This window comes from Geodermatophilus sp. CPCC 205506, from assembly GCF_051383635.1.
Lineage (GTDB): Bacteria > Actinomycetota > Actinomycetes > Mycobacteriales > Geodermatophilaceae > Geodermatophilus.
Map to the genome: position 1 here is coordinate 1 of NZ_JALPKP010000007.1, position 18,930 is coordinate 18,930.

The 18,930-nt window shown below is 74.9% G+C and carries 22 protein-coding genes and 2 pseudogenes; 15 read left to right on the top strand and 9 right to left on the bottom strand.

Going from position 1 to position 18,930, the window contains the following annotated elements:
- Positions 1-601 precede the first annotated feature (601 nt).
- A complete protein-coding gene (locus MY520_RS05560; protein ID WP_436690912.1) occupies positions 602-1,408 on the top strand; it encodes an endonuclease/exonuclease/phosphatase family protein in 807 nt (268 codons plus the stop codon).
- 36 nt (positions 1,409-1,444) lie between these two features.
- Here MY520_RS05560 and MY520_RS05565 read toward each other — a convergent pair whose 3' ends face one another.
- Positions 1,445-1,909 (bottom strand): NUDIX domain-containing protein, encoded by a 465-nt coding sequence (locus MY520_RS05565; RefSeq protein ID WP_436690914.1) that lies wholly within the window; start codon positions 1,907-1,909, stop codon positions 1,445-1,447.
- A 54-nt stretch (positions 1,910-1,963) separates the two neighbouring features.
- On the opposite strand from MY520_RS05565, the gene MY520_RS05570 reads away from it, so the two are divergent.
- Genes MY520_RS05570 through MY520_RS05580 form a run of 3 tightly spaced genes read left to right on the top strand, consistent with a single transcriptional unit; the run spans position 1,964 to position 4,688 of the window.
- Entirely contained in the window at positions 1,964-2,533 is a 570-nt protein-coding gene (locus MY520_RS05570; RefSeq protein WP_436690916.1) for a TIGR00730 family Rossman fold protein, read from the top strand.
- Positions 2,534-2,581: 48 nt separating this feature from the next.
- Complete coding sequence (locus tag MY520_RS05575) at positions 2,582-3,556, top strand: alpha/beta fold hydrolase (RefSeq protein ID WP_436690918.1); 975 nt, start codon at positions 2,582-2,584, stop codon at positions 3,554-3,556.
- A 10-nt stretch (positions 3,557-3,566) separates the two neighbouring features.
- Complete coding sequence (locus MY520_RS05580; protein ID WP_436690920.1) at positions 3,567-4,688, top strand: NAD(P)/FAD-dependent oxidoreductase; 1,122 nt, start codon at positions 3,567-3,569, stop codon at positions 4,686-4,688.
- A gap of 4 nt (positions 4,689-4,692) precedes the next feature.
- On the opposite strand, the gene MY520_RS05585 is transcribed toward MY520_RS05580, so the two are convergent.
- The 3 genes from MY520_RS05585 to MY520_RS05595 form a co-directional block, all read right to left on the bottom strand.
- On the bottom strand, positions 4,693-5,307 hold the full coding sequence (locus MY520_RS05585) for a GerMN domain-containing protein (RefSeq protein ID WP_436690922.1): 615 nt from the start codon (positions 5,305-5,307) through the stop codon (positions 4,693-4,695).
- Positions 5,304-6,677: a sensor histidine kinase gene (locus MY520_RS05590; protein WP_436690924.1), complete on the bottom strand. Its 1,374-nt coding sequence runs from the start codon at positions 6,675-6,677 to the stop codon at positions 5,304-5,306. Before MY520_RS05590 ends, MY520_RS05585 begins: the two co-directional genes overlap by 4 nt.
- A gap of 79 nt (positions 6,678-6,756) precedes the next feature.
- Positions 6,757-7,488 (bottom strand): response regulator, encoded by a 732-nt coding sequence (locus MY520_RS05595; RefSeq protein ID WP_436690926.1) that lies wholly within the window; start codon positions 7,486-7,488, stop codon positions 6,757-6,759.
- A gap of 141 nt (positions 7,489-7,629) precedes the next feature.
- Between MY520_RS05595 and MY520_RS05600 the strand changes: the two genes are divergently transcribed.
- The 5 genes and pseudogenes from MY520_RS05600 to MY520_RS05620 all read left to right on the top strand — a co-directional run.
- Positions 7,630-7,974 (top strand): STAS domain-containing protein, encoded by a 345-nt coding sequence (locus tag MY520_RS05600; protein WP_436690928.1) that lies wholly within the window; start codon positions 7,630-7,632, stop codon positions 7,972-7,974.
- Positions 7,971-8,216 carry an STAS domain-containing protein gene (locus MY520_RS05605; protein ID WP_436690930.1) on the top strand — a complete coding sequence of 82 codons (246 nt, stop codon included), beginning with the start codon at positions 7,971-7,973 and terminating at the stop codon, positions 8,214-8,216. Before MY520_RS05600 ends, MY520_RS05605 begins: the two co-directional genes overlap by 4 nt.
- A 143-nt stretch (positions 8,217-8,359) precedes the next feature.
- Complete coding sequence (locus MY520_RS05610; protein ID WP_436690932.1) at positions 8,360-8,854, top strand: DUF2975 domain-containing protein; 495 nt, start codon at positions 8,360-8,362, stop codon at positions 8,852-8,854.
- Positions 8,854-9,090, top strand: a complete 237-nt coding sequence (locus MY520_RS05615; protein WP_436690934.1) for a helix-turn-helix domain-containing protein — start codon at positions 8,854-8,856, stop codon at positions 9,088-9,090. Before MY520_RS05610 ends, MY520_RS05615 begins: the two co-directional genes overlap by 1 nt.
- Positions 9,087-9,239, top strand: a pseudogene (locus tag MY520_RS05620) (ATP-binding cassette domain-containing protein); the annotation flags it as partial. The gene MY520_RS05615 and the pseudogene MY520_RS05620, both read left to right, overlap by 4 nt.
- 317 nt (positions 9,240-9,556) lie before the next feature.
- On the opposite strand, the gene MY520_RS05625 reads toward MY520_RS05620, so the two are convergent.
- Positions 9,557-10,273, bottom strand: coding sequence for a Crp/Fnr family transcriptional regulator (locus MY520_RS05625; RefSeq protein ID WP_436690936.1), 717 nt, complete (start codon positions 10,271-10,273; stop codon positions 9,557-9,559).
- Between the two features lie 296 nt (positions 10,274-10,569).
- Here MY520_RS05625 and MY520_RS05630 point away from each other — a divergent pair, with 296 nt between their 5' ends.
- The 3 genes from MY520_RS05630 to MY520_RS05640 are packed head-to-tail and all read left to right on the top strand — an operon-like array spanning position 10,570 to position 12,489.
- On the top strand, positions 10,570-11,355 hold the full coding sequence (locus tag MY520_RS05630) for an ANTAR domain-containing protein (RefSeq protein ID WP_436690938.1): 786 nt from the start codon (positions 10,570-10,572) through the stop codon (positions 11,353-11,355).
- Entirely contained in the window at positions 11,352-12,125 is a 774-nt protein-coding gene (locus MY520_RS05635; RefSeq protein ID WP_436690939.1) for a GAF domain-containing protein, read from the top strand. Before MY520_RS05630 ends, MY520_RS05635 begins: the two co-directional genes overlap by 4 nt.
- A gap of 40 nt (positions 12,126-12,165) precedes the next feature.
- Positions 12,166-12,489 carry a hypothetical protein gene (locus tag MY520_RS05640; RefSeq protein WP_436690941.1) on the top strand — a complete coding sequence of 108 codons (324 nt, stop codon included), beginning with the start codon at positions 12,166-12,168 and terminating at the stop codon, positions 12,487-12,489.
- 508 nt (positions 12,490-12,997) lie between these two features.
- Here MY520_RS05640 and MY520_RS05645 read toward each other — a convergent pair.
- The 4 genes and pseudogenes from MY520_RS05645 to MY520_RS05660 form a co-directional block, all read right to left on the bottom strand.
- Entirely contained in the window at positions 12,998-14,071 is a 1,074-nt protein-coding gene (locus tag MY520_RS05645; RefSeq protein WP_436690943.1) for a nitrilase-related carbon-nitrogen hydrolase, read from the bottom strand.
- A gap of 64 nt (positions 14,072-14,135) precedes the next feature.
- Positions 14,136-15,341 (bottom strand): MFS transporter, encoded by a 1,206-nt coding sequence (locus MY520_RS05650; RefSeq protein ID WP_436690945.1) that lies wholly within the window; start codon positions 15,339-15,341, stop codon positions 14,136-14,138.
- A gap of 99 nt (positions 15,342-15,440) precedes the next feature.
- Positions 15,441-15,959, bottom strand: a pseudogene (locus MY520_RS05655) (UGSC family (seleno)protein).
- Positions 15,956-17,353 carry a thioredoxin family protein gene (locus MY520_RS05660; protein ID WP_436690947.1) on the bottom strand — a complete coding sequence of 466 codons (1,398 nt, stop codon included), beginning with the start codon at positions 17,351-17,353 and terminating at the stop codon, positions 15,956-15,958. Before MY520_RS05660 ends, MY520_RS05655 begins: the two are co-directional and overlap by 4 nt.
- 241 nt (positions 17,354-17,594) lie before the next feature.
- On the opposite strand from MY520_RS05660, the gene MY520_RS05665 reads away from it, so the two are divergent.
- From MY520_RS05665 to MY520_RS05675, 3 genes are read left to right on the top strand one after another with little or no spacing between them, the layout of a single operon-like run.
- Positions 17,595-17,972: an amidase family protein gene (locus MY520_RS05665; RefSeq protein ID WP_436690949.1), complete on the top strand. Its 378-nt coding sequence runs from the start codon at positions 17,595-17,597 to the stop codon at positions 17,970-17,972.
- On the top strand, positions 17,969-18,613 hold the full coding sequence (locus MY520_RS05670; RefSeq protein ID WP_436690951.1) for an amidase family protein: 645 nt from the start codon (positions 17,969-17,971) through the stop codon (positions 18,611-18,613). The genes MY520_RS05665 and MY520_RS05670 overlap by 4 nt, the downstream gene beginning before the upstream one ends.
- 8 nt (positions 18,614-18,621) lie before the next feature.
- Positions 18,622-18,915, top strand: a complete 294-nt coding sequence (locus MY520_RS05675; protein ID WP_436690953.1) for an antibiotic biosynthesis monooxygenase family protein — start codon at positions 18,622-18,624, stop codon at positions 18,913-18,915.
- The last annotated feature ends 15 nt before the right edge of the window (positions 18,916-18,930 follow it).

Below are 18,930 nucleotides of genomic sequence, written 5' to 3' on the forward strand. Positions count from 1 at the left end.
CCCGGTGCCGACCCGGCCCCGGGTGCGCCCGCCGCCGAGCCGGGCGGGAGTGCGCCCGTGGCGGAGCCGGGCGCGGGTGCGCCCGCAGGGGAGCCGCCCGGAACGGACCCGTCCGCCGGCAGCCCTGCACCCGGTGCAGCCGGGGGCGGCGCCCCTGCCTCGGCACCGCGGTCAGCGGTCCCCGGCACCGGAACGCCCGCCGGCCCCTCAGCCCGAGGCGGAGGGGCCGGCGACCACCGGACCGCGCCGCCGATGCCCCCGGCGTCCTCCCCGGACCGCGCCGACCCGCCGATGCCGGTGGCGTCCTGCTGGGCGACCGGGCCGGGAGGTCCCGCCCCGCGCACCGCGAGGACGACGACAGCGGCGCCGGCACCGAGCAGGACGGCGAGGAGCAGCAGCGCGAGCGGCCACCGTCGGCGGGCTGCCGACGGCAGGCGACGGGGGCGGACCGAGCCGGGCCGGGCCGGGCCGGCGGCGAGATGGCGAGCTCGGGGCGACAGGGCCGGACCTCCGACGAAGCGACGCGGTGTGCTCACCGTAGGTGCTCGGATACGCACGGGCACCTCGAGGCGGAGGCGCAGCCGCCGGTAGCGTCCGCGGCGTGGCCGAGCCGCGCGCCGTGCGGATCGGCACCCTCAACATCGCCTCGGGCCGCAGCCCGGCCGGTCGCGTCCTGGCGCCGGCCGAGCTCGCCGCGGCGGTCGCGGGCCTCGACGTCGACGTGCTCGCCGTCCAGGAGGTCGACGCCGGGCAACCGCGTTCGCGGGGCGCCGACCAGGCCGCCGTCCTCGCCGCGGGGCTCGCCGCCGGCGACTGGCGCGGCGCGGCCACCGTCGCCGGCACCCCCGACCCCTTCCGCAGCTGGACGCCGGCCGCACCGGCGCTGCGGGGGCCGGGCGAGGCGCCGGGCGGACCGCTCTACGGCATCGCGCTGATCAGCCGGCTGCCCGTGCTCGAGTGGTCGGTGCTGGGGCTGGGTGCCGGGCGGGCGCGGTTGCCGGTGAAGGGTCCCGACCCGCGCACCGGCGGGCTGCGGTGGTGGTGGGTGCCCGACGAGCCGCGGATCGCCGTCGCCGCGCGGCTGGCCCACGTGACCGTCGTCGGCACGCACCTGTCCTTCGCGCCGCACACCTCGGTGGGCCAGCTGCGGCGGCTGCGCCGGTGGCTGGCCGGGATGGAGGGGCCGGTCGTCGTCGCCGGCGACCTCAACCTGCCCGGCCGACTGCCGGCCCGGCTGCTGGGCGCCACCCCGCTGGTGCGGGAGCGCAGCTTCCCCGCTCCCGAGCCGAGGGTGCAGCTGGACCACGTGCTCGCCGTCGGCGGCGGCCTGCGCGCGAGCGACCCCGCGGCGACGGTGCTGCCCGTCGGCGACCACCGGGCGCTCGCTGTCACGGTCGTCCCCGGCTGAGGTGCCCGTCGATCTCCGCGGGAACCGACGGAGGGGTCAGGTGAGCAGGGGGTGCAGGCGGTCCAGGGAGGCCGCGAAGCCGGGGTGCAGCGGCACCGAGGCCAGGTCTGCCAGCGGGATCCAGGCCACGCCCTCGCTCTCACCGTCCAGCCGCAGGTCACCCGGCTCGATGCCGCGGATCGGCCGGGCCAGCACGGTCGTGTACGACCAGCCGCCGTGGTCGTCGACCGAGCGGGGACCGAGGACGACGGCGTCCGGCAGCAGCCCCAGCTCCTCCCGCACCTCCCGCAGCGCACCGTGCTCCGGGGACTCCCCCGCGTGCAGCGCACCGCCCGGCGTGCCCCAGGTGCCGCCGTGGTGGGACCACGTCGCCCGGTGCTGGAGCAGCAGCTCGACGCCGTCGGCCCCGTCGCGGTGCACGAGCAGCCCGGCCGCACCGAGCAGTCCCCAGTGCCGGTGGCCGAACGAGCACGTCACCCAGCCGTCGGTGGAGGAGAACACACCCCCAGTCAACCCCGTGCCGGCGCGATCCCGCCGCGTGCCAGGCTCGGGGGCGTGCGCGTCGCCGTCTTCACCGGGTCCCAGAGCGGGCCGCCGTCCCACCAGGAGGCCGCCGCCGGCCTCGCCGCCGACCTGGCCCGGGCCGGGGTGGGCATCGTCTACGGCGGCGGGCACGTCGGGCTGATGGGGATCGTGGCCGACGCCGCGCTGGCCGCCGGCGGCGAGGTGGTCGGCGTCATCCCCCAGCACCTGGTGGACGACGAGCTGGCCCACCCCCGGCTGCCGCAGCTGGAGGTGGTCGGCTCGATGCACGAGCGCAAGGCGCGGATGGCCGAGCTCGCCGACGCCTTCGTGGCCCTCCCCGGCGCGGCGGGGACCCTGGAGGAGCTGTTCGAGGCGTGGACGTGGGGGATGCTCGGCCTGCACGCCAAGCCCACGGTGCTGGTCGACGTCGACGGTTTCTGGCAGCCGCTGCTCGCCCAGCTGCGCCGCATGGTGGACGACGGGTACCTCGACGCCCGCCGGTTCGACGCGCTGGGCGTGGTCACCGGCGCCGCCGACCTGCTGGCGTTCGTCGACCGGTACGAGCACCCCGAGCGGAAGTGGACGCCGACGCCACCGTGACACCCGCGCCGTAACCCGGAGGCAACGGCGCGGTGCTGCACTGGGGCGATGGCCTGCACGCCCGTCCGCCAGTCCCGCGTCGTCCACGGCTACCTGCGGGCCTTCCTGCGGGCGGGGTCGGGGCCGCCGCTGCTGCTCGTGCACGGCATCGGCAACAGCTCGCAGACGTGGGCCGGCGTCCTGCAGCGGCTGGCGCGGCAGCACACGGTCATCGCCCCCGACCTGCTCGGTCACGGCGACTCGGACAAGCCGCGGGGCGACTACTCGATCGCCGCCTACGCCAACGGCATGCGCGACCTGCTCAGCGTGCTCGACGTGGAGCGGGTCACCGTGGTCGGCCACTCCCTCGGCGGCGGCATCGCGCTGCAGTTCGCCTACCAGTTCCCCGAGCGCTGCGAGCGGCTGGTGCTGGTGGGCAGCGGCGGGCTGGGGCCGGAGCTGTCCGCGGGGCTGCGCCTGGCCACGCTGCCCGGCGCCGAGGTGGCCCTCACCGCGCTGACCGGGGCGTCCCCACCACTGCGGATCGGGTTGTGGGGGCTCGGGCTCGCCGGCCGGATCGCCGGCTGGCAGCGGGTGCGCGACCTCGCCGAGGCCGGCGACGCGCTGCTCGCGCTCAGGGACGTCGAGGCGCGCCGGGCCTTCCTGCGCACGCTGCGCGGCGTCGTCGACACCCGCGGCCAGGCGGTGACCGCCGTCGACCGCCTGTACCTGGCCAACGCCATCCCGATGCTCGTCGTCTGGGGCAGCCGCGACCCGATCGTGCCGGCCGCGCACGCCGAGACGGTGCGCCGGCTGGTGCCGACCGCGCGCGTCGAGGTCTTCCCGGGTGCGGGGCACTGGCCGCACCTGGACGAGCCCGAGCGCTTCTGTGCCGTCCTCGGCGACTTCCTCGACACCACCGAGCCCGCCGTCCACGACCGGGACGGCTGGCGGGCGCTGCTCGCGCAGGGCCGCGACGGCGTCCCGGCACCCCGCGCGCTGCGGCCCCCGGACCGGCCTGCCGACCCGACGGCGACCGCCTAGCGTCGGCACGGTGGAGCGCTGGGACGTCGTCGTGGTCGGAGGCGGCCCGGCCGGGTCGGCCGCGGCGCTGGCCGCCCTGCGCACCGGCGCCACCGTGCTGGTCGTCGACCGTGCGGAGTTCCCCCGCGACAAGGTCTGCGGCGACGGCGTCGCCCCCGAGGCGCTCGACGTGCTCGCCGCCCTCGCCGTCGACCCCGCGGAGCTCACCGCGGGATACCCGGCCGTGCCCCGGCTCTCGCTGCGCTCACCCGGGGGCGCCACCGTGCAGCGGGCGACCGCCCGGCCCTCCCACGTCGTCCCGCGCGAGGTCCTCGACGGCCGGCTGCTGGCCGCGGCGCTGGCCCGCGGGGCCCGGTTCCGCCGGCACGCCGTCCGCGAGCTGCGCCCGGACGCCGACGGCGTGACCGTCGACGGCGCGCTGCGGGCGGGCGTCGTGGTGGGCGCGGACGGCGCCGAGTCCGTCGTCCGCCGGGCGCTGGGGCTGCCCACCAACCGGACCGACCGGCTGGCCGTGGCGATCCGCGGCTACGCCCCCGAGCTGCCCGGGCAGGCCGGCACGCAGGTGCTGGTCACCACCGAGCAGCGCTGGCCGGCCTACGCCTGGTCGTTCCCGCTGGGCGACGGCCGGGCCAACGTCGGCTACGGCGAGCTCGTGTCGGGCGGGGCGACCCGCGCCGCCCTGGTCGAGGGGCTGCACCGGCTGCTGCCCGGCGTCGCACCGGGCCGGCTGCGCGCCCACCGGCTGCCGCTGTCCACCGGCCGGCCGCGGCAGCCCGACGGCCGGGTGCTGCTGGCGGGGGACGCCGCGTCGCTGGTCAACCCGCTGACCGGCGAGGGCATCTTCTACGCGGTGGTCTCCGGTGCGCTGGCCGGTGCGGCCGCGGCGGCGGGTCCCGACGCCGGGGTCCGCTACCGGGCGGCGCTGCACCGGCGGCTGGACGCGCACCTGCGCTCGTCGTCGGCCGCCGCCCGGCTGAGCCGCTGGCCCGCGCTCATGGACGCCGCCTTCCGCGCCGCCGCGGCCGACCAGCGGGTGTTCGACGACGTGGTCGCGCTGGGGCTGGCCGACGGCCGGCTGACCCCGCGCGCCCTGACCGGCGCGGTCCGCGAGCTGGCCGTCGGGCGGGCCTGACCGCTCAGGACGGCGGGGCGGGCGCCGCCGTCGGTGCCGGCGTCAGGAACACCGTGTAGTCCTCGGCCGACAGCGGCTCCGCGGTCAGCTCGCCGGAGGGCAGCGGCGCGTCGATCCGCTGGCCGTCGAGGGTCAGGACGACGGCCGCCACGCCCGGCACGCTGGTCGCCGAGAGCACCAGCTGGGCCGCCGCGCGCCGGCTGGCCTGGCCGGTCGGGACCTCGGCCGGGCCGCTCAGGTCCACCGTCACCGTCCCGTCGGAGACGTCGGCGACCGCGAGCTCGACGTCCGGCGGCAGCGCGGTGGACAGCTGCTCGTCGCGCTCGGCCGCGGTCGGCCCGGCCGCCAGCTCGTCGAGCAGCGCGCCGACCCGGTCGGCCAGCGACGCCCCGGTCACCTCGCGCGGCCGCGGGACCAGCCGGTCGTCCTGCGCCACCAGGTAGACCTGCCCCGAGGCCGCCGACGGCTCCGGCGTCGGCGGAGCGGTGGGCTGCGGACTGGGCGAGGTCAGGCCGAACGGCACCTCGGACGGCGGGATCTCCTCCGCCGGGCCGCCCGTGGGCACCGCGCAGCCGGCCAGCAGGCAGCAGAGGACGACGGTCAGCCGGCGGCGGCTCACGAGCCGGCCCCCGGCACCGAGAGGACGAACCGGGCCCCGCCGCCGGGCGCCGCGGAACACCACGCCGCCCCGCCGTGCCGGGCGGCGGTCTCCGCCACGATCGCCAGCCCCAGGCCGGCCCCGGGCAGCGAGCGCCGGGCCGCGCGCGGGCCGCGGGCGAACCGCTCGAAGACCCGCTCGCGGTCCTGCACCGGGACCCCCGGGCCCTCGTCGTCCACGCACACCAGGACGGCGCCGTCCCGCCGCCGCACGTGCACCGCGCACGGTCCGCCGGCGTGCCGGTCGGCGTTGTCGAGCAGGTTGCGCACCGCCCGCTCCAGCCCGGTCTTGTCGCCGGTCACCACCGTCTCCTCGTCCGGGTCGCCGTGCAGCAGCGCGGGGTCCTTCCCGCCGGCGGCGAGCACCTCGCGGGCGAGGGCGGTCATCGACACCGGGGCGGCGCGGTCCGACGGCGGGGCGCCGTCCAGGCGGGCCAGCTCGAGCAGGTCGTCGAGCATCCGGCGGAACCGGTCGAGCTCCCGCTCGACCAGCGCGAGGGCCTGGTCGGCCCGGGGGGAGAGCTCCGACCGGCGCGCGGCCAGCACCTCCACGCTGGTGACCACGCCGGTCAGCGGGCTGCGCAGCTCGTGGCTGACGTCGCCGACGAAGCGGGCGTCGCGGTCGATGCGGGCGGCCAGGGCGTCGACCATGCTGTTGAAGCCGGCGACGATGGCCAGCAGGTCGGGGTCGTCGGTGGGGGGCAGCCGGGTGGTCAGCTCGCCGCCGGCGATCCGGGTGGCCGCCGCAGCCACCTGCTCCAGCGGCTGGACGGCGCGCCGGCTGGCCCACGCACCGAAAGCCGCGCCCGCCGCGGTCGCGGCCAGCGCGCCCGCCCCGAGGACCACGGCCAGCGTGCGCAGCACGATCTGCAGCTCGGTCAGCGGCGACAGCTCGTAGAACTCGATCCCCGCGGCCGCCACCGGCACCCCGACCAGCAGCGCGGGACCGCCGGAGGTGTCGACCCGCACGCTGCCGGCCGAGCCGCCGGCGACCAGCTGCCGCAGGTCGCCGGGGACGTCGCGGGCGTCGACGTCCAGGCTGGAGGAGAACCAGGAGTCCCCGCTGCGGACGACGACGTCGGCGCCGCCCGAGGGCACCAGCTCCCCCACGACGTCGCCCACCTCGGTGCCCGCGGTCGCCAGCCGGCTGCTCAGCACGTTGGCGTCGGCGAAGGCCTGCCGGGTCAGCGACCGCTCCCGCTGGTCGAGCAGGTAGTTGCTGGCCAGCAGCCAGGTGGTGCCGACCAGCACGGCCGAGACGAGGAGCGCCCCGACGGCGAAGCCCAGCACGATCCGCGCCCGGAGCCCCCGCGACGCGAGGGCCCACCTCACCGTGCCCTCTGGTTCGCTCCGCGGGGCGCACCGCTCCTCGCTCGCCGGCGCTCGCTGCGACGCTTCCGCCCCTGCCGGCTCACTGCGGATCCAGCCGGTAGCCCAGCCCCCGGACGGTGACCACGATCCGCGGCGCTCCCGGGTCCAGCTCGACCTTGGTCCGCAGCCGCCGGATGTGGACGTCGACGATGCGCTCGTCGCCGAAGAAGCCGTGCTCCCAGACCCGCTCCAGCAGGGCCTGCCGGCTGAAGACCCGGCCGGGCGCCGAGGCCAGCTCGCACAGCAGCCGGAACTCGGTCAGCGTGAGCGGCAGCTGCTGCTCGCCGCGGTGGACCGTGCCGCGCATCTCCCGCAGCACCAGCGGCGCGGCCGGGTGCCGGTCGAGGACCACCTCGGCCGGGGCGCCGGCGTCCGCCGTCCCCGTCGCGCCGGCTCCGGCGCCGGCCCGGCGGCGCAGCGCGCGCAGCCGTGCGGTGATCTCCTTGACCTGGAACGGCTTGGTCACGTAGTCGTCGGCGCCGGCCTCCAGCGCGGCGACGATGTCGTGGGTGTCGGCGCGGGCGCTCACCACGATGATCGGCAGGTCGTGCTCCCGGCGGACCTCCCGGATCACGGCGAACCCGTCCATCGACCCGAGCATCAGGTCGACGACCATGAGGTCCGGCGTCGCCGTCGCGACCAGCGCGACCGCCTCCTCGCCGCTCGCCGCCTCGGCGACGTCGTAGCCCTCGTCCTCCAGCGCCCACCGCAGGGCGGTGCGGATCGGGTCGTCGTCCTCGACGACCAGCAGACGCGGAGCCACTCCCGCCATGCTGCCATCGGCCACCGGGCGTTCGGCCGGTCGTCACAGGATCGCAAAGCAACTCCCGGCCGGTTCTCAATCTCCTCGCGGGAGCCTGTCAGTGGCCGCCTGCAGAGTGGCGGCCATGCGACGGTCCCGAGGAGGACAGCGATGACGTTGGCTCCCGCACGGCCCCGGTTCGACACTCCGACCCGGGTCGACGTGGTGACCATCCACCTCGACGACGACCTGCTCGCCGGCGGCCTGGCGGACGTGCGCTGGCTGCTGCACGACGCGCTGCTGGCCGGCGCCCGCCGGCTGGTGGTCGACATCTCCGGCGTGCAGCACCTGTCCAGCTCCGCCGTCGCGAGCTTCCTGTCGGCGCACCGCACCTGCCGGGCGCGGGGCGGGGCGGTGGTGCTGCGCGGGGCGAACCGGCGGACCGAGGACCTGCTGCACCGGACCGGTCTGTGGCGCGTGATCGAAGTCGAGCCGCCGACCGGGGCGGCGGCGTGACCGCCGACCTCACCGAGGTGGTCGACCGGCGTGCAGGGCTGATCCGGGCCAGCGGCCGCCTGACCTCGCTCGGGGCCGACCTGCTGCGCGGCACCGCGGACGGGCTGCGCGGCAGCGGGCACGCCCGCGTGGTGCTGGACCTGCGCGGGGTCAGGGCCGCCGACGCCGCGGGGCTCGACATCCTCCGCGAGCTGCGCCGGGAGTTCGCCGCCGACGGCGGGGAGCTGCTGATCCGCGCCTGAGACCGGCCGGCCGTCGACGGTGCTGCTGCCTGCGGCCGGCCTGCTCTTCCTGGCACTGTGCGGCAACGCCGGCCAACCTCGGGGGCCGACCCTGTCGAGTGTTGCCTATTGACTTTCGATAGATAGAAACTGACGCTCGATGCATGCACACGGTGCGTCGGGCAGTGGGCCCCCTCAGGATCCTGCTCGTGGTGGTGTTCGCGGCCCTGGTGGCTGCGCAGATCTGGGCGCTGCCCGCGCTGGTGCCGGACCTGGCCGAGCCCTCGCTGGAGCAGTCGTTCATGACGTGGACGATGCTCACGGTCCTCGTGCTGGGGCTGCTGTGCGTCCAGGTCGTGATCGTGTGCACCTGGAAGCTGCTGACCCTGGTCACCCACGACCGCATCTTCAGCGCGGGTGCCCTGCCCTGGGTGAACGCGATCGTGTGGGCGATCGCCGTCGGCTGGGGGATGTTGCTGGGCGCCTTCGTCTGCGCCTACTACTTCATCGTCGACGAGGTCAGCGACGACCCGGTGCTGCCCGCGCTGCTGCTGGTCCTGCTGCTCGTCGGCGCCGTGGTGGGGCTGCTCATGGTGGTCATGCGCGCGTTGCTGCGGCAGGCGACGACGCTGCGGACGGACATGGAAGCGGTCATCTGATGCCCATCGTCGTGCGCATCGACGTCGAGCTGGCCAAGCGCAAGATGAGCGTGGGCGAGTTCGCCGAGCGGGTCGGTCTCACGCCGGCGAACGTCGCCGTGCTGAAGAACGGCCGCGCCAAGGCGGTCCGCTTCAGCACCCTGGAAGCCATGTGCCGGGTCCTCGAGTGCCAGCCCGGCGACCTGCTCGAGTGGGTCCCGGAGGACCACCACGCCCCGCACGAGGCCCACCGGTGATCGAGGTCCGCGGCCTGACCAAGCGGTACGGCGACGTCCTGGCCGTCGACGACCTGAGCTTCGACGTCGAGCCGGGCAGGGTCACCGCGTTCCTCGGCCCGAACGGGGCGGAGAAGTCCACGACGATGCGGATGGTCCTCGGTCCGGACCGGCCCACCTCGGGAGAGGCGCTCGTGAGCGGACGGCCGTCGCGACGCTCGCCGAGCCGCTGCGCGAGGTCGGTGCGCTGCTCGACCCGGGCTCGGTCCACCCCGGCTGCAGCCACCTCCGTGGCTGTCGGCCATCGCCGAGGTCCTGCCGGGATCCGGGGCGGCGTCCCTGCTGCTCGGGGAGGTGCCGGGGATGACGCGGGCGTCGTCGGTGGCGGCGCTGCTGGGCTGGGCCGGCGGCGCGCTCCTGCTCGGGTGGCTGCGACTCGCCCGGGACGACGCGAACCGGTGACCACGGGCCGTCCGCGGCCGCGGGCTCACCGGGCCGTGAGCACCGCGTCCGTCGCCCGGCGGATCACGTCGTAGCAGCCGCACGCGTGCGCCTGGAGGCGCGGCCGGTCGGTGATGGTGATGGCGCCGCGGGTGTAGGTGATGCAGCCGTCCTCGGCGAGTGACTGGGCGACCTCGCTGACCGAGGTCCGTCGCACGGCGAGCATCTGCGCGAGGAAGTGCTGGGTGAGCTCGAAGCTGGGGCTGTCCATGCGGTCGGCGGTCATGAGCAGCCACCGGGAGGCGCGCTGGCGCACCGTGTGGACCCGGTTGCAGGCGGCGTTGCGCGACACCTGCGTGAACAGCGCCTGGGCGGAGCGGCGGAGCATGTCGGTCAGCGGACCGTCGACCTCGGTGATGTGCTCGCGCAGGTCCTCGGCGGCCAGCGTCAGCGCGTGGCCGGGGACCTGCACCAGCGAGCGCTCGGTCGGGGTTCCCGCGCCGAGGAACAGCGCCATCCCGACCATGCCCTCCCTCCCGACGGTGGCGGTCTCCACCACCTGGTCGACACCGAGGTCGACGACGACGGAGACCACGCCGACCAGCGGGAAGTGCACCGCCTGGATCGGCTGCCCGGGCTCGTGCAGGACCTGCCCCAAGGGCAGCGGCATCGGCTGCAGATCGGGGAGCAGCGCGGCCAGGGCGTCCTCGCCCAGGCCGGCGAGGACGGTGTTGCGCCGTGCTGTGCGCGGGTCGACCGCCACGATGGACTCCTCCGGTGCCGGGCTGCCGGCGTACCGCGACGCTCTCGGCGGGATCGTGATCCCTCGTCCGCGGTCGGTGTGGTCGGGCGGAGGCTGCCCTTGGTGACAGGGCACACCCATCCTGCCGGACGACGTCAAGCGAGCGGTCCCACGCCCGCCTCCGGCGGCTCAATGTCGGGTAGCGTGCACAGCACGTCGTTCCTCGGCAGAGCGGAGGGCCGGGCGGAGCGAGCCGGTCCGCCTGATCGCCCTCCCGCGGACTCCCGGGCGGCGTGCGATCGAGAGGACCACCTGCGATGACCGGTCCTGCGGACAACGAGAACCCGGCGCACGCACCGGCGGCCTACGACGGACTCAGCCACCTGCTGCTGGCGGAGGAGGACCCCCAGTCGGTGCTCCAGCGGGTGGTCGACCAGGTCAAGCGGGCGATGCCGGACGGCGCCGAGGCGTCGATCACGGTGCTGCGCGACGACCGGCCCACGACGGCGGCCTTCACCGGGGACCTGGCCCTGGACCTCGACGAGACGCAGTACGGGCGTGGCCACGGCCCGTGCCTGGACGCCGCCTTCGGGAGCCACATCGTGGAGATCGTCGACGGCCGCGCCGAGAGCCGGTGGCCGGACTACATCCCGACCTTCCTCGATCGGGGCGCGGTGAGCTCGATCGCCGTCCCGGTCCCTGCGGCCGGCCTGGTCGCGGGGTTGAACGTCTACGCGCCCTCCGCGCAGACCTTCAGCGAACAGGACCGGCAGACCGTCGTGGAGCTCGCCAGCTACGCCGCGGTCGTGCTGACCAACATGGACACCCTGCAGGACGCGCGCGAGCTGGCCGAGAACCTGCAGAAGGCGCTGGAGTTCCGTTCGGTCATCGAGCAGGCCAAGGGCATCCTGATCGAGCGGTTCAAGCTGACGCCCGACGAGGCGTTCCGGCTGCTGGCCGAGGCCTCCATGCACAACAACCGGAAGGTGCGCGACATCGCCGAGACCCTCGTGCTCACCGGCAGTCTGGAGGTCCGGTTCCCGCTTCCCGACGGTGCGACGAGCACCACTCCCCACGACTCGCAGGAGGGAGGACGCCGATGAGCGACCCCACCCGTCCCGTCGACGACCTGCCGCCGGACGAGCCGGGTCTCGCGGCGCCGGACGCCCTGGCATCGGCGCTGACCCAGATGGCCGGGCTGGTGCTGTCCCGGGAGAGCGTCGACACCGCACTGGAGCTGGTCACCACGCTGGCCGTCACCGTGACCTCCGGCACGCTCGGCGCCGCCGTGACCGTCGTCGACGAGCGCGGCAAGCGTTCCCGAGCGGCCTCCGGCCAGGCGGTCGAGCAGGCCGACGCCCTGCAGTACGAGCTCGACGAGGGGCCGTGCCTGACCGCCTGGCGCACCCAGCAGGTCGTGCGCATCGACGACACGACCACCGACGGGCGCTGGCCGCGGTGGAACGAGGCGGCCGGCCGGCTGGGCGTGCGCTCGGTGCTCAGCGCGCCCCTGCTCGCGGCAGGCGAGTCGATCGGCGCGATGAAGGTCTACGGCACCCGCCCCCTGGCCTACGGTCCGCACGACGAGCAGGTCATGCGTCTGTTCGCCGCCCAGGCGGCGATCCTGCTGGCCAACGCCCGGAGCCTGGGAGAGGCCCGCCGGCTGAGCCGGCAACTGGCCGAGGCGCTCATCAGCCGGGACGCCATCGCCCAGGCCACCGGCGTGCTGCTGGCACGGGGGGCCGCCACCCAGCAGGACGCCTTCGCGTCGCTCGCCGCAGCCGCTCGGCACAGCCACGGCCGGGTCGAGGACGTGGCACGGAGCCTCGTGTCCTCCGTGATCGCGGACAACGCCCGCCCCGGCGCCCCCTGATCCGCCCTCGACCATGACCAACGAGGAGCGCCACCGTCGCATGGACGCCGCCCGCGTCCGCGCCGAGCTGACGGTGCAGGACCTGTGGCTGCAGTACGTGGCGCTCGGCGGCAGCAGTGACGCCTTCGACCTCGACGCCTACCTGCAGGGCCTGGCGCCGCTGGAGACCTTCCAGCAGGACATCCTGGCCCAGGCCCTCAACGAGCGTCTCGAGGACCTGTACCAGGCCGCCCGGATCCCGCTGTCGGAACCGACGCCGGGGACGGGGGACGCGATCCCGCTCCAGGACGCCGTGGACCACCTCCTCCGCAGGCGGTCGCCGGCGGCCGAGGCCCCCGAGGCCTCCGGCGGCGAGCCCGCCTGAGAGCGCCTCCGGTGCTGCCCGGGTCTCAGGTCGACCCGGAGGCCACAGTCCAGCGCGCGACCGCTGACAGGGACCTGCCGTTCGCGCGCGCTCCTCGCAGCGACGTCTCATCGGTCAACTGGCAGCCCCGAGGGCAGTCGAACTCGACGGGGATCCCGTTGAGCCATCCGACGGCCGCGGAGTGCCCGCAGCCGGGACAGGTCTCCCAGGTGACTCGCTCGCTCGCGCTCATGCGCCTGTCCCCCAGGTCGCCGACGTCTTCCCGGCAACCGGTGACGAGGAGGGGTGGGCCCACTCTATGAGCCCGCCCACTCCGTGGATTGCGTTTCTCGTACCCCTGCCGCACGCCGGGCAACCACACGGCAGTCGTCGGAGCCGTCACCGTCGGACAGCGGAGGGGCAGGTCGACACCACGCCGCGGCTGCCTCGTGGTCAACGCCGGATGGCAGCCAGCGCCCCCGGCAGTCCCATGAGGCCCAGAGATCCCCGTGAGGGCCAGGGCCTCCCCCTAGACCCGCCGATCCGGGGGCACCCACACGCCACGCTCCACCATCAGCTGGATCTGCTTCTCGATCACCTGCTCGCGGAACTCCGCGTGGGTGAACGGCGCCCGGTCGGCGTAGAGGTTCGGCGGATAGACCGAGTCGCGGTAGACCAGCTGGTAGAGCTCGGTGCGGAGGTCCTTGGCCCAGTTGTCCCACTGCGCGTGGGTGCGGAAGTGCCGGAGAGCGTCGATGTCGATGGTCCCGGCGACATAGGAGGACCCGGCCCCGTACAGGTGCTGACCGACGACCCGGCCCTTGTAGTCGATCACCATCGACCGCCCGCCGAAGGTGTCGATCGGGTCCTGCGCCTCGGGATACAGGTAGTAGGTGGCCAGGTTGGGGGCCACGACGTAGAAGTTGTTGTCCAGGGCGCGCGCCCGGCTCTGGATCTCGAAGAACTCGTTGCCCGTGTGCGGGTGGGGGTAGGACGCCCGGTAGACGACCTCGGCACCGTTCATCGCCAGCCCGCGTGCGTTCTCGGGGTAGGAGCCCTCGTTCGCCATGAGGACGCCGAGCCGGCCGATCTCGGTGTCGGCCACCGGGAAGAAGGCATCGAGGGTCAGTCCGTGGAGCTCCACCCAGCGGTCCCACACGTCGTGCGGGGTCATCGAGTGCTCGACCGGGTACAGGGTCGTCAGCTTGTAGTGCTTGAGGACGAGTTCGCCCCGCCGGTCGAGGGCGAACCCGACGTTGAAGAACCGGTCGGGGAAGGACTCGTGGCGGGCCTTGGCCTGTGCCATCACGAAGGTGTCGTAGGTGCGGGCCAGCTCGCCGAGGAACTCTGTCTCCGGACCCGGGATGTCGATGGCACAGTCCCGGGCGAACGTCGCGTGGTCGAGGTCGAGCACCTCGTCGTTGAACGCTTGCAGACCGCCCTCGGGGATCGCGACGAGCCGCACCGGCAGGTCGAGGCTGGACAGCCAGGACGCGGCCTTGAACAGCTGCGCGATGTGCTCGAGGTTGCGGCCGATGTCGGCGCGGGTGCGGATGCCGCGCACCGCAGGGACGAGGCCCACGGCGGTGTAGGGCTCGGGCATGCGGGGAGTGTTCCACCGAATCGCCGCCGCGGAACGGGGACGACCTCCCGTCTCGAGCCACCGGTCAGGGACGTCCGTCCCGACCGGACGGCGAGGGCGGTCCCGCGCCCGGGGCGAGGTCGGCGCCCGGGATGCGCCGCCCGGCGCCTCGCCGGGGCAGTGTCGCGGACCCGCAGGCGGCAGCGAGTGCGGCTCCGGCGGCGACCAGGAACGCCGTCGAGAAGCTGCCCGACCGGTCGGCGATCCACCCGCCGAGCTGGGGACCCACCAACTGTGCGGACCCGAAGACGAGGGTGACCGCGCCGAAGGCGGCGGCGAACCGCCGGGGGTCGAGCCAGTCAGCGAGGTGAGCGGCGAGCACGGCCGGGGCTCCGGACAGCGCCAGGCCGAACACGAGTGCGGAGAGGGCAGCCCAGGGCTCGTCGCCGACCGGGACCAGCAGGATCGCGGCGGTCATCCCCACGTAGGCCCACGTCATGGCCGCTCGCCGTCCCACCCTGTCCGACCAGCGGCCGAGCAACACCCCGCCGAACATGATGCACACCCCCGCGAGCGCGAAGACGGCAGAGGCGTGGCCGGCGCCGAAGCCGGCGTCGTCCTGATACGCGGCGACCAGGAAGGTCATGTAGATGGAGATCGCCAGGCCGTATCCGCCGTAGGAGAGGGTCGAGCCGATCCACCCGGGGACCGCGCGCAGCGCCCAGATGCGGACCGGACCGGTGACCGGGGCGACCGGGGGACGCAGCCACCGCAGCGCCGCGGCCGCGACGAGCGCCGACAGCACCGCCTCGATGCCCCACACGGGGCGCCACACACCAGGGTCGCCGACGGCGTGCACCACGGCGGTGAGACCGCTGCTCGCCACCACCCCGAGACCGACCCCGCTGCCGGTCAGCCCGATGGCCAGGCCCCGGCGGGACACCCGGACAGCGGATCCGGCGATGCCCGGAGCCGGCACCCAGATCATCGCTCCGCCGAACCCCGCCAGGACCATGCCCGTCACCAGGACCGGCACCGACGGCGCGAGCGAGAGGACCGACAGCCCGGCCGTGGTGAGCAGCAGGCCCGTGCGCACCGAGGTCGCCGGTGCCATGCGGTCGGCAGTGAGGCTGACCAGGAGCGTCCCCGCGAGGTACGCGGTGAGGTTCAGCGTGCCGAGCAGTCCGGCGACGACGTAGGAGTGCACGAGATCGGCGTTGACGGCGGGCAGCAGGAGCGCGTACCCGAAGCGCCCGAAGCCCTGGGCCACGGCGGCGGCCAGCACCAGCACCGGGAGGAGGACCCGTGGCCCGGGAGCGGAGCCGCTGTGTCCCGCAGCGCGAGCACGGAGAGGTCGCACCGGAGCCGCCAGCAGTCGGTCGGGACGGGGCTACGCCGTCGTGGTCACCGAGGCCAGCACGGCCGGATAGGCCGCCTCGGCGACTCGGCGCAGCTCGGCGTCCGTGCGGTCCTGGACCGGATGCGGAACCAGCACGTACGGCGCCGGGAAGCCGAGCGCCGCGCCCTGCAGCCGCGCTGCCTCATCGAACGCCCGACTGGCGAGGAAGACCCCGACCACGCCCCGGCGCTCGAGGTCGGCGATGTCGTGCACACTGCACGACGTGCACGAGCCCTAGTCGGCCAGCGCCTCGATCACCACCTCGCACTGCTCGGTGATCTCGTGCCGCAGGTCGACCGGGGCGATCCGCGCGAACGTCGGCTTGCGGTAGCGGCGCACCGTCGCGCCGTCCTCGCGGAGCAGCTCCTCGAGCCGGTCCAGGACGACGTCCCCACGGGCCTTGCTGATGTCGAGCAGCCCCACGGTGCGGCCCTGCAGCGAGGACGGGCGCGGGAGCGGCGCCCGGACCGGTGCCTGCCGCTCACTGGTGGGATCGAGAACCGTCTTCACGCCCGTACCTCCTGTGTCACCGGGACGCTTCCCGTCCGACCGGCCACCCAACCACCGACGATCGCACTGAACAGGCCGGCGTCGCCGCCGGCGGAGACGATCAGCAGCCCGCCCGGCCGGAACTTCGGCAGCTCGTCGGCGGCGGCCCCGGACGGCAGGCCCTCGGCCATGCCGCCGGCCCCCCGCACCAACTCACCGGCGGGCAGTCTCAGCAAGCCGTCCAGCTCGGCCAGCAGCCGGGTCCGGTCCCACCCGGCTTCGCGGAAGACCCGCCCGTGTTCCGGGGAGACGACGAGCATCGCGTCGAAGGCCATCGGCAGCTTGGGGTGGGCGTTGACGCGCAGGCACGCCGCGAACGTGCGGGCCAGCGACTCCGGATCACGGCTCAGCTGGTCGACCACCGGCTGCACGCCTGATCCGGCGAAGACGGTCACGGCGTCGCCGGGTACTCCTCGCTCGGCCGCCAGCGGAGGGAACGGGCTGTCCTGCTCGCGCTCGGCGAAGCAGAAGGTGAACTTGCCCGGGTTGCCCAGGGTCGCCCGGTCGACCTCACCGGGACGGCCGCCCCCGACGTTGCGCACCACCAGCTGGAGTGCCCGACCGATCGTGGCGTTGGCACGGTTGCCCTGTCCGAGGGCGTTGACCCCGCTGTTCATCCCGATCCGGGCGGCGACCGGCCCGTTGACGATGACGACCGGTCCCGCGAAGTAGGTGGTGGCGAGCAGGCCGTGCAACGCGAACTCCTCGGCGGACGCCGCCTCGAGCGCCGCGAGGACGACCGGCAGGTACTCGGGCAGGCAGCCGGCCATCACCGCGTTGACCGCGACCTTCTCGACGGTGCACTCCACGAGGTCCGGCGGGACGACGGCCACCACCTCACCGGGATCGCGGGCCGTCCCGCGCAGCATCCGCAGCACCCGCTCGGGAGTCGGCGGCACGACCGGCAGTCCGTCGGTCCAGCCGCGGTCGAACAACGCCTCGTGCTCGTCCTCGAGGTCGGCCAGCTCCACCCGGCGGCTGGTCAACCCGGTGCTCCCGTACCTCGCCTCCAGGGCGTCGACCCGGGTCGGGTCCACCGACAGGGACCCGCAGCCCGGCCGGTGCTCGGGCAGGCCCGCACCCAGCCCGGCGACGCCGGTCAGCGTCTCCCACTGCTCGCGGCTCCAACCCACCACCCGGGCGGTCTCCACACCGTTGTCGACCCGCAGCAGGGTGGGGACGGTCTCGACGTCCAGCCGGTAGGACAGCTCGAGGGCGGTGTCGTCGTGGTCGAACCAGTCCGGGTCGTCCTGGCACCACACCGCGGCGCCCAGTTGCCGCAGCACCGGCTCGACCAGCACGCAGGTCGGGCAGTCCCGCTTCACGACCGCGACCAGCCCGTCCGGCACGTGCACGGAGTCGACCCTAGCCGCGCCCGCGGTCCGATCCCAGGGCGCGACCCCAGCCGGAGCGGGGCCCGGTCCCGCCGGCCTTGTCGCAGCCACCCGGCCTCGGCAGACTCCGGTCGTCAGCGTGCCCGGAGGACGAAGGGCGGACGACGATGTCCGACGACGACCTGGCCTACGCCACCGCGACCGAGCTGGCCGGCCGCATCCGATACGTCGTGACCTCTCCCCCGTCGAGGTCATCGACGCCGTGGTCGCCCGCATCGAGGCGCGGAACCCCACCCTCGACGCACTGGTCTTCACCGCGTTCGACGAGGGCCGGGACCGAGCGCGCCAGGCCGAACGGGCCCTCACGTCGGGCGCGCCGCTCGGCACGCTGCACGGCGTCCCGACCGCGATCAAGGACCTGTTCGACTTCACGCCCGGATGGCCGGCCACGTTCGGCGGAATCCGCGCACTCCAGGACTCCAGCGTCCCTGCCCACTGCACGTACGCGGAGAGGATGGAGGCCGCCGGAGCCGTTCTCGTCGGCAAGACCAACAGCCCCGTGATGGGCTTTCGCGGAACCTGCACCGGGCGACCGGACGCCTTCGGCTCGCTCAACCGGATCCTGTTCGAGGGGCGTTGACCCGTACCGTGGACAACGCCGCCCTCGCCCTCGACGTCCTCGCCGGATACGACGACCGAGACCCCTTCGCCCTCGACGATCCCGCCACCTTCGCCGGGGCCACGCGCCGGTCGATCCGTGGCCGGCGGATCGCCCGCAGCCCCGACTTCGGCGTCTACCCGGTCGACCGCCGGGTCGCCGGCGTCGTCCAGCGGGCGGTGCCCGCCTTCGAGGACGCGGGCGCCGCCGTCGATCAGGTCGACCTCGCGTTCGACCACGACCAGCGCGAGCTGAGCGACCTGTGGTGCCGCCTGATCATGCCGCTCAACATCGAGGGCCTCGAGGGACCGAAGGCGCAGGGCCTCGACCTGCTCGGCGACCACCGCGACGACTCCCCGCAGGAGTACCTGCGCTGGATCGTCAACTTCACCGGCCATCCGGCCGCCTCGATACCCGCCGGGGACGTCGACGGGCTGCCGGTCGGCATGCAGATGATCGGCCGTCGCTACTGCGACGCCGACGTCCTCGCCGCGAGCGCGGCATACGGGCGCCTCCGGCCCTGGCAGGACGCCTACGCCCGATGCGCCGCCCGTTCCCTCGCGTCATCTGCTGGGCGCGACCTCGACCTCGACCGATCCTCCGGCCCCGGGAGCCAGCGATGATGACAGTGGTGACCACGACCAGGGTCCGGCCCGGTGGCGAGGCGGAGTGGGACGCCGCGGTGCGGGCCCGGTTCGACTCCGCCCGTGAGCGGCCGGGCTGGATCTCCGGACAGCTCCTCACCTCGGACGACGAGAGCTCCATCCGCGTGATCGTCGGGACCTGGGAGAGCCGCGAGGCCTGGGAGGCCTGGCACGCAGACCCGGCCTTCCTCGATCAACGAGCCACGTTGCAACGCCTGGAGGAGGAGGGCAGCCGGGTGGCGTGGTTCCGGGTGGTCGCCGACGCCCGTGCCCGCGACTGAGGAGCGAGCCGCGCG

Coding starts and splice junctions, on each gene's coding strand:
- MY520_RS05575 (WP_436690918.1), top strand. CDS start 2,582: ATGGCCTGCACGCCCGTCCGCCAGTCCCGCGTCGTCCACGGCTACCTG.
- MY520_RS05595 (WP_436690926.1), bottom strand. CDS start 7,488: ATGGCGGGAGTGGCTCCGCGTCTGCTGGTCGTCGAGGACGACGACCCG.
- MY520_RS05600 (WP_436690928.1), top strand. CDS start 7,630: ATGACGTTGGCTCCCGCACGGCCCCGGTTCGACACTCCGACCCGGGTC.
- MY520_RS05610 (WP_436690932.1), top strand. CDS start 8,360: ATGCACACGGTGCGTCGGGCAGTGGGCCCCCTCAGGATCCTGCTCGTG.
- MY520_RS05615 (WP_436690934.1), top strand. CDS start 8,854: ATGCCCATCGTCGTGCGCATCGACGTCGAGCTGGCCAAGCGCAAGATG.
- MY520_RS05630 (WP_436690938.1), top strand. CDS start 10,570: ATGACCGGTCCTGCGGACAACGAGAACCCGGCGCACGCACCGGCGGCC.
- MY520_RS05635 (WP_436690939.1), top strand. CDS start 11,352: ATGAGCGACCCCACCCGTCCCGTCGACGACCTGCCGCCGGACGAGCCG.
- MY520_RS05640 (WP_436690941.1), top strand. CDS start 12,166: ATGGACGCCGCCCGCGTCCGCGCCGAGCTGACGGTGCAGGACCTGTGG.
- MY520_RS05645 (WP_436690943.1), bottom strand. CDS start 14,071: ATGCCCGAGCCCTACACCGCCGTGGGCCTCGTCCCTGCGGTGCGCGGC.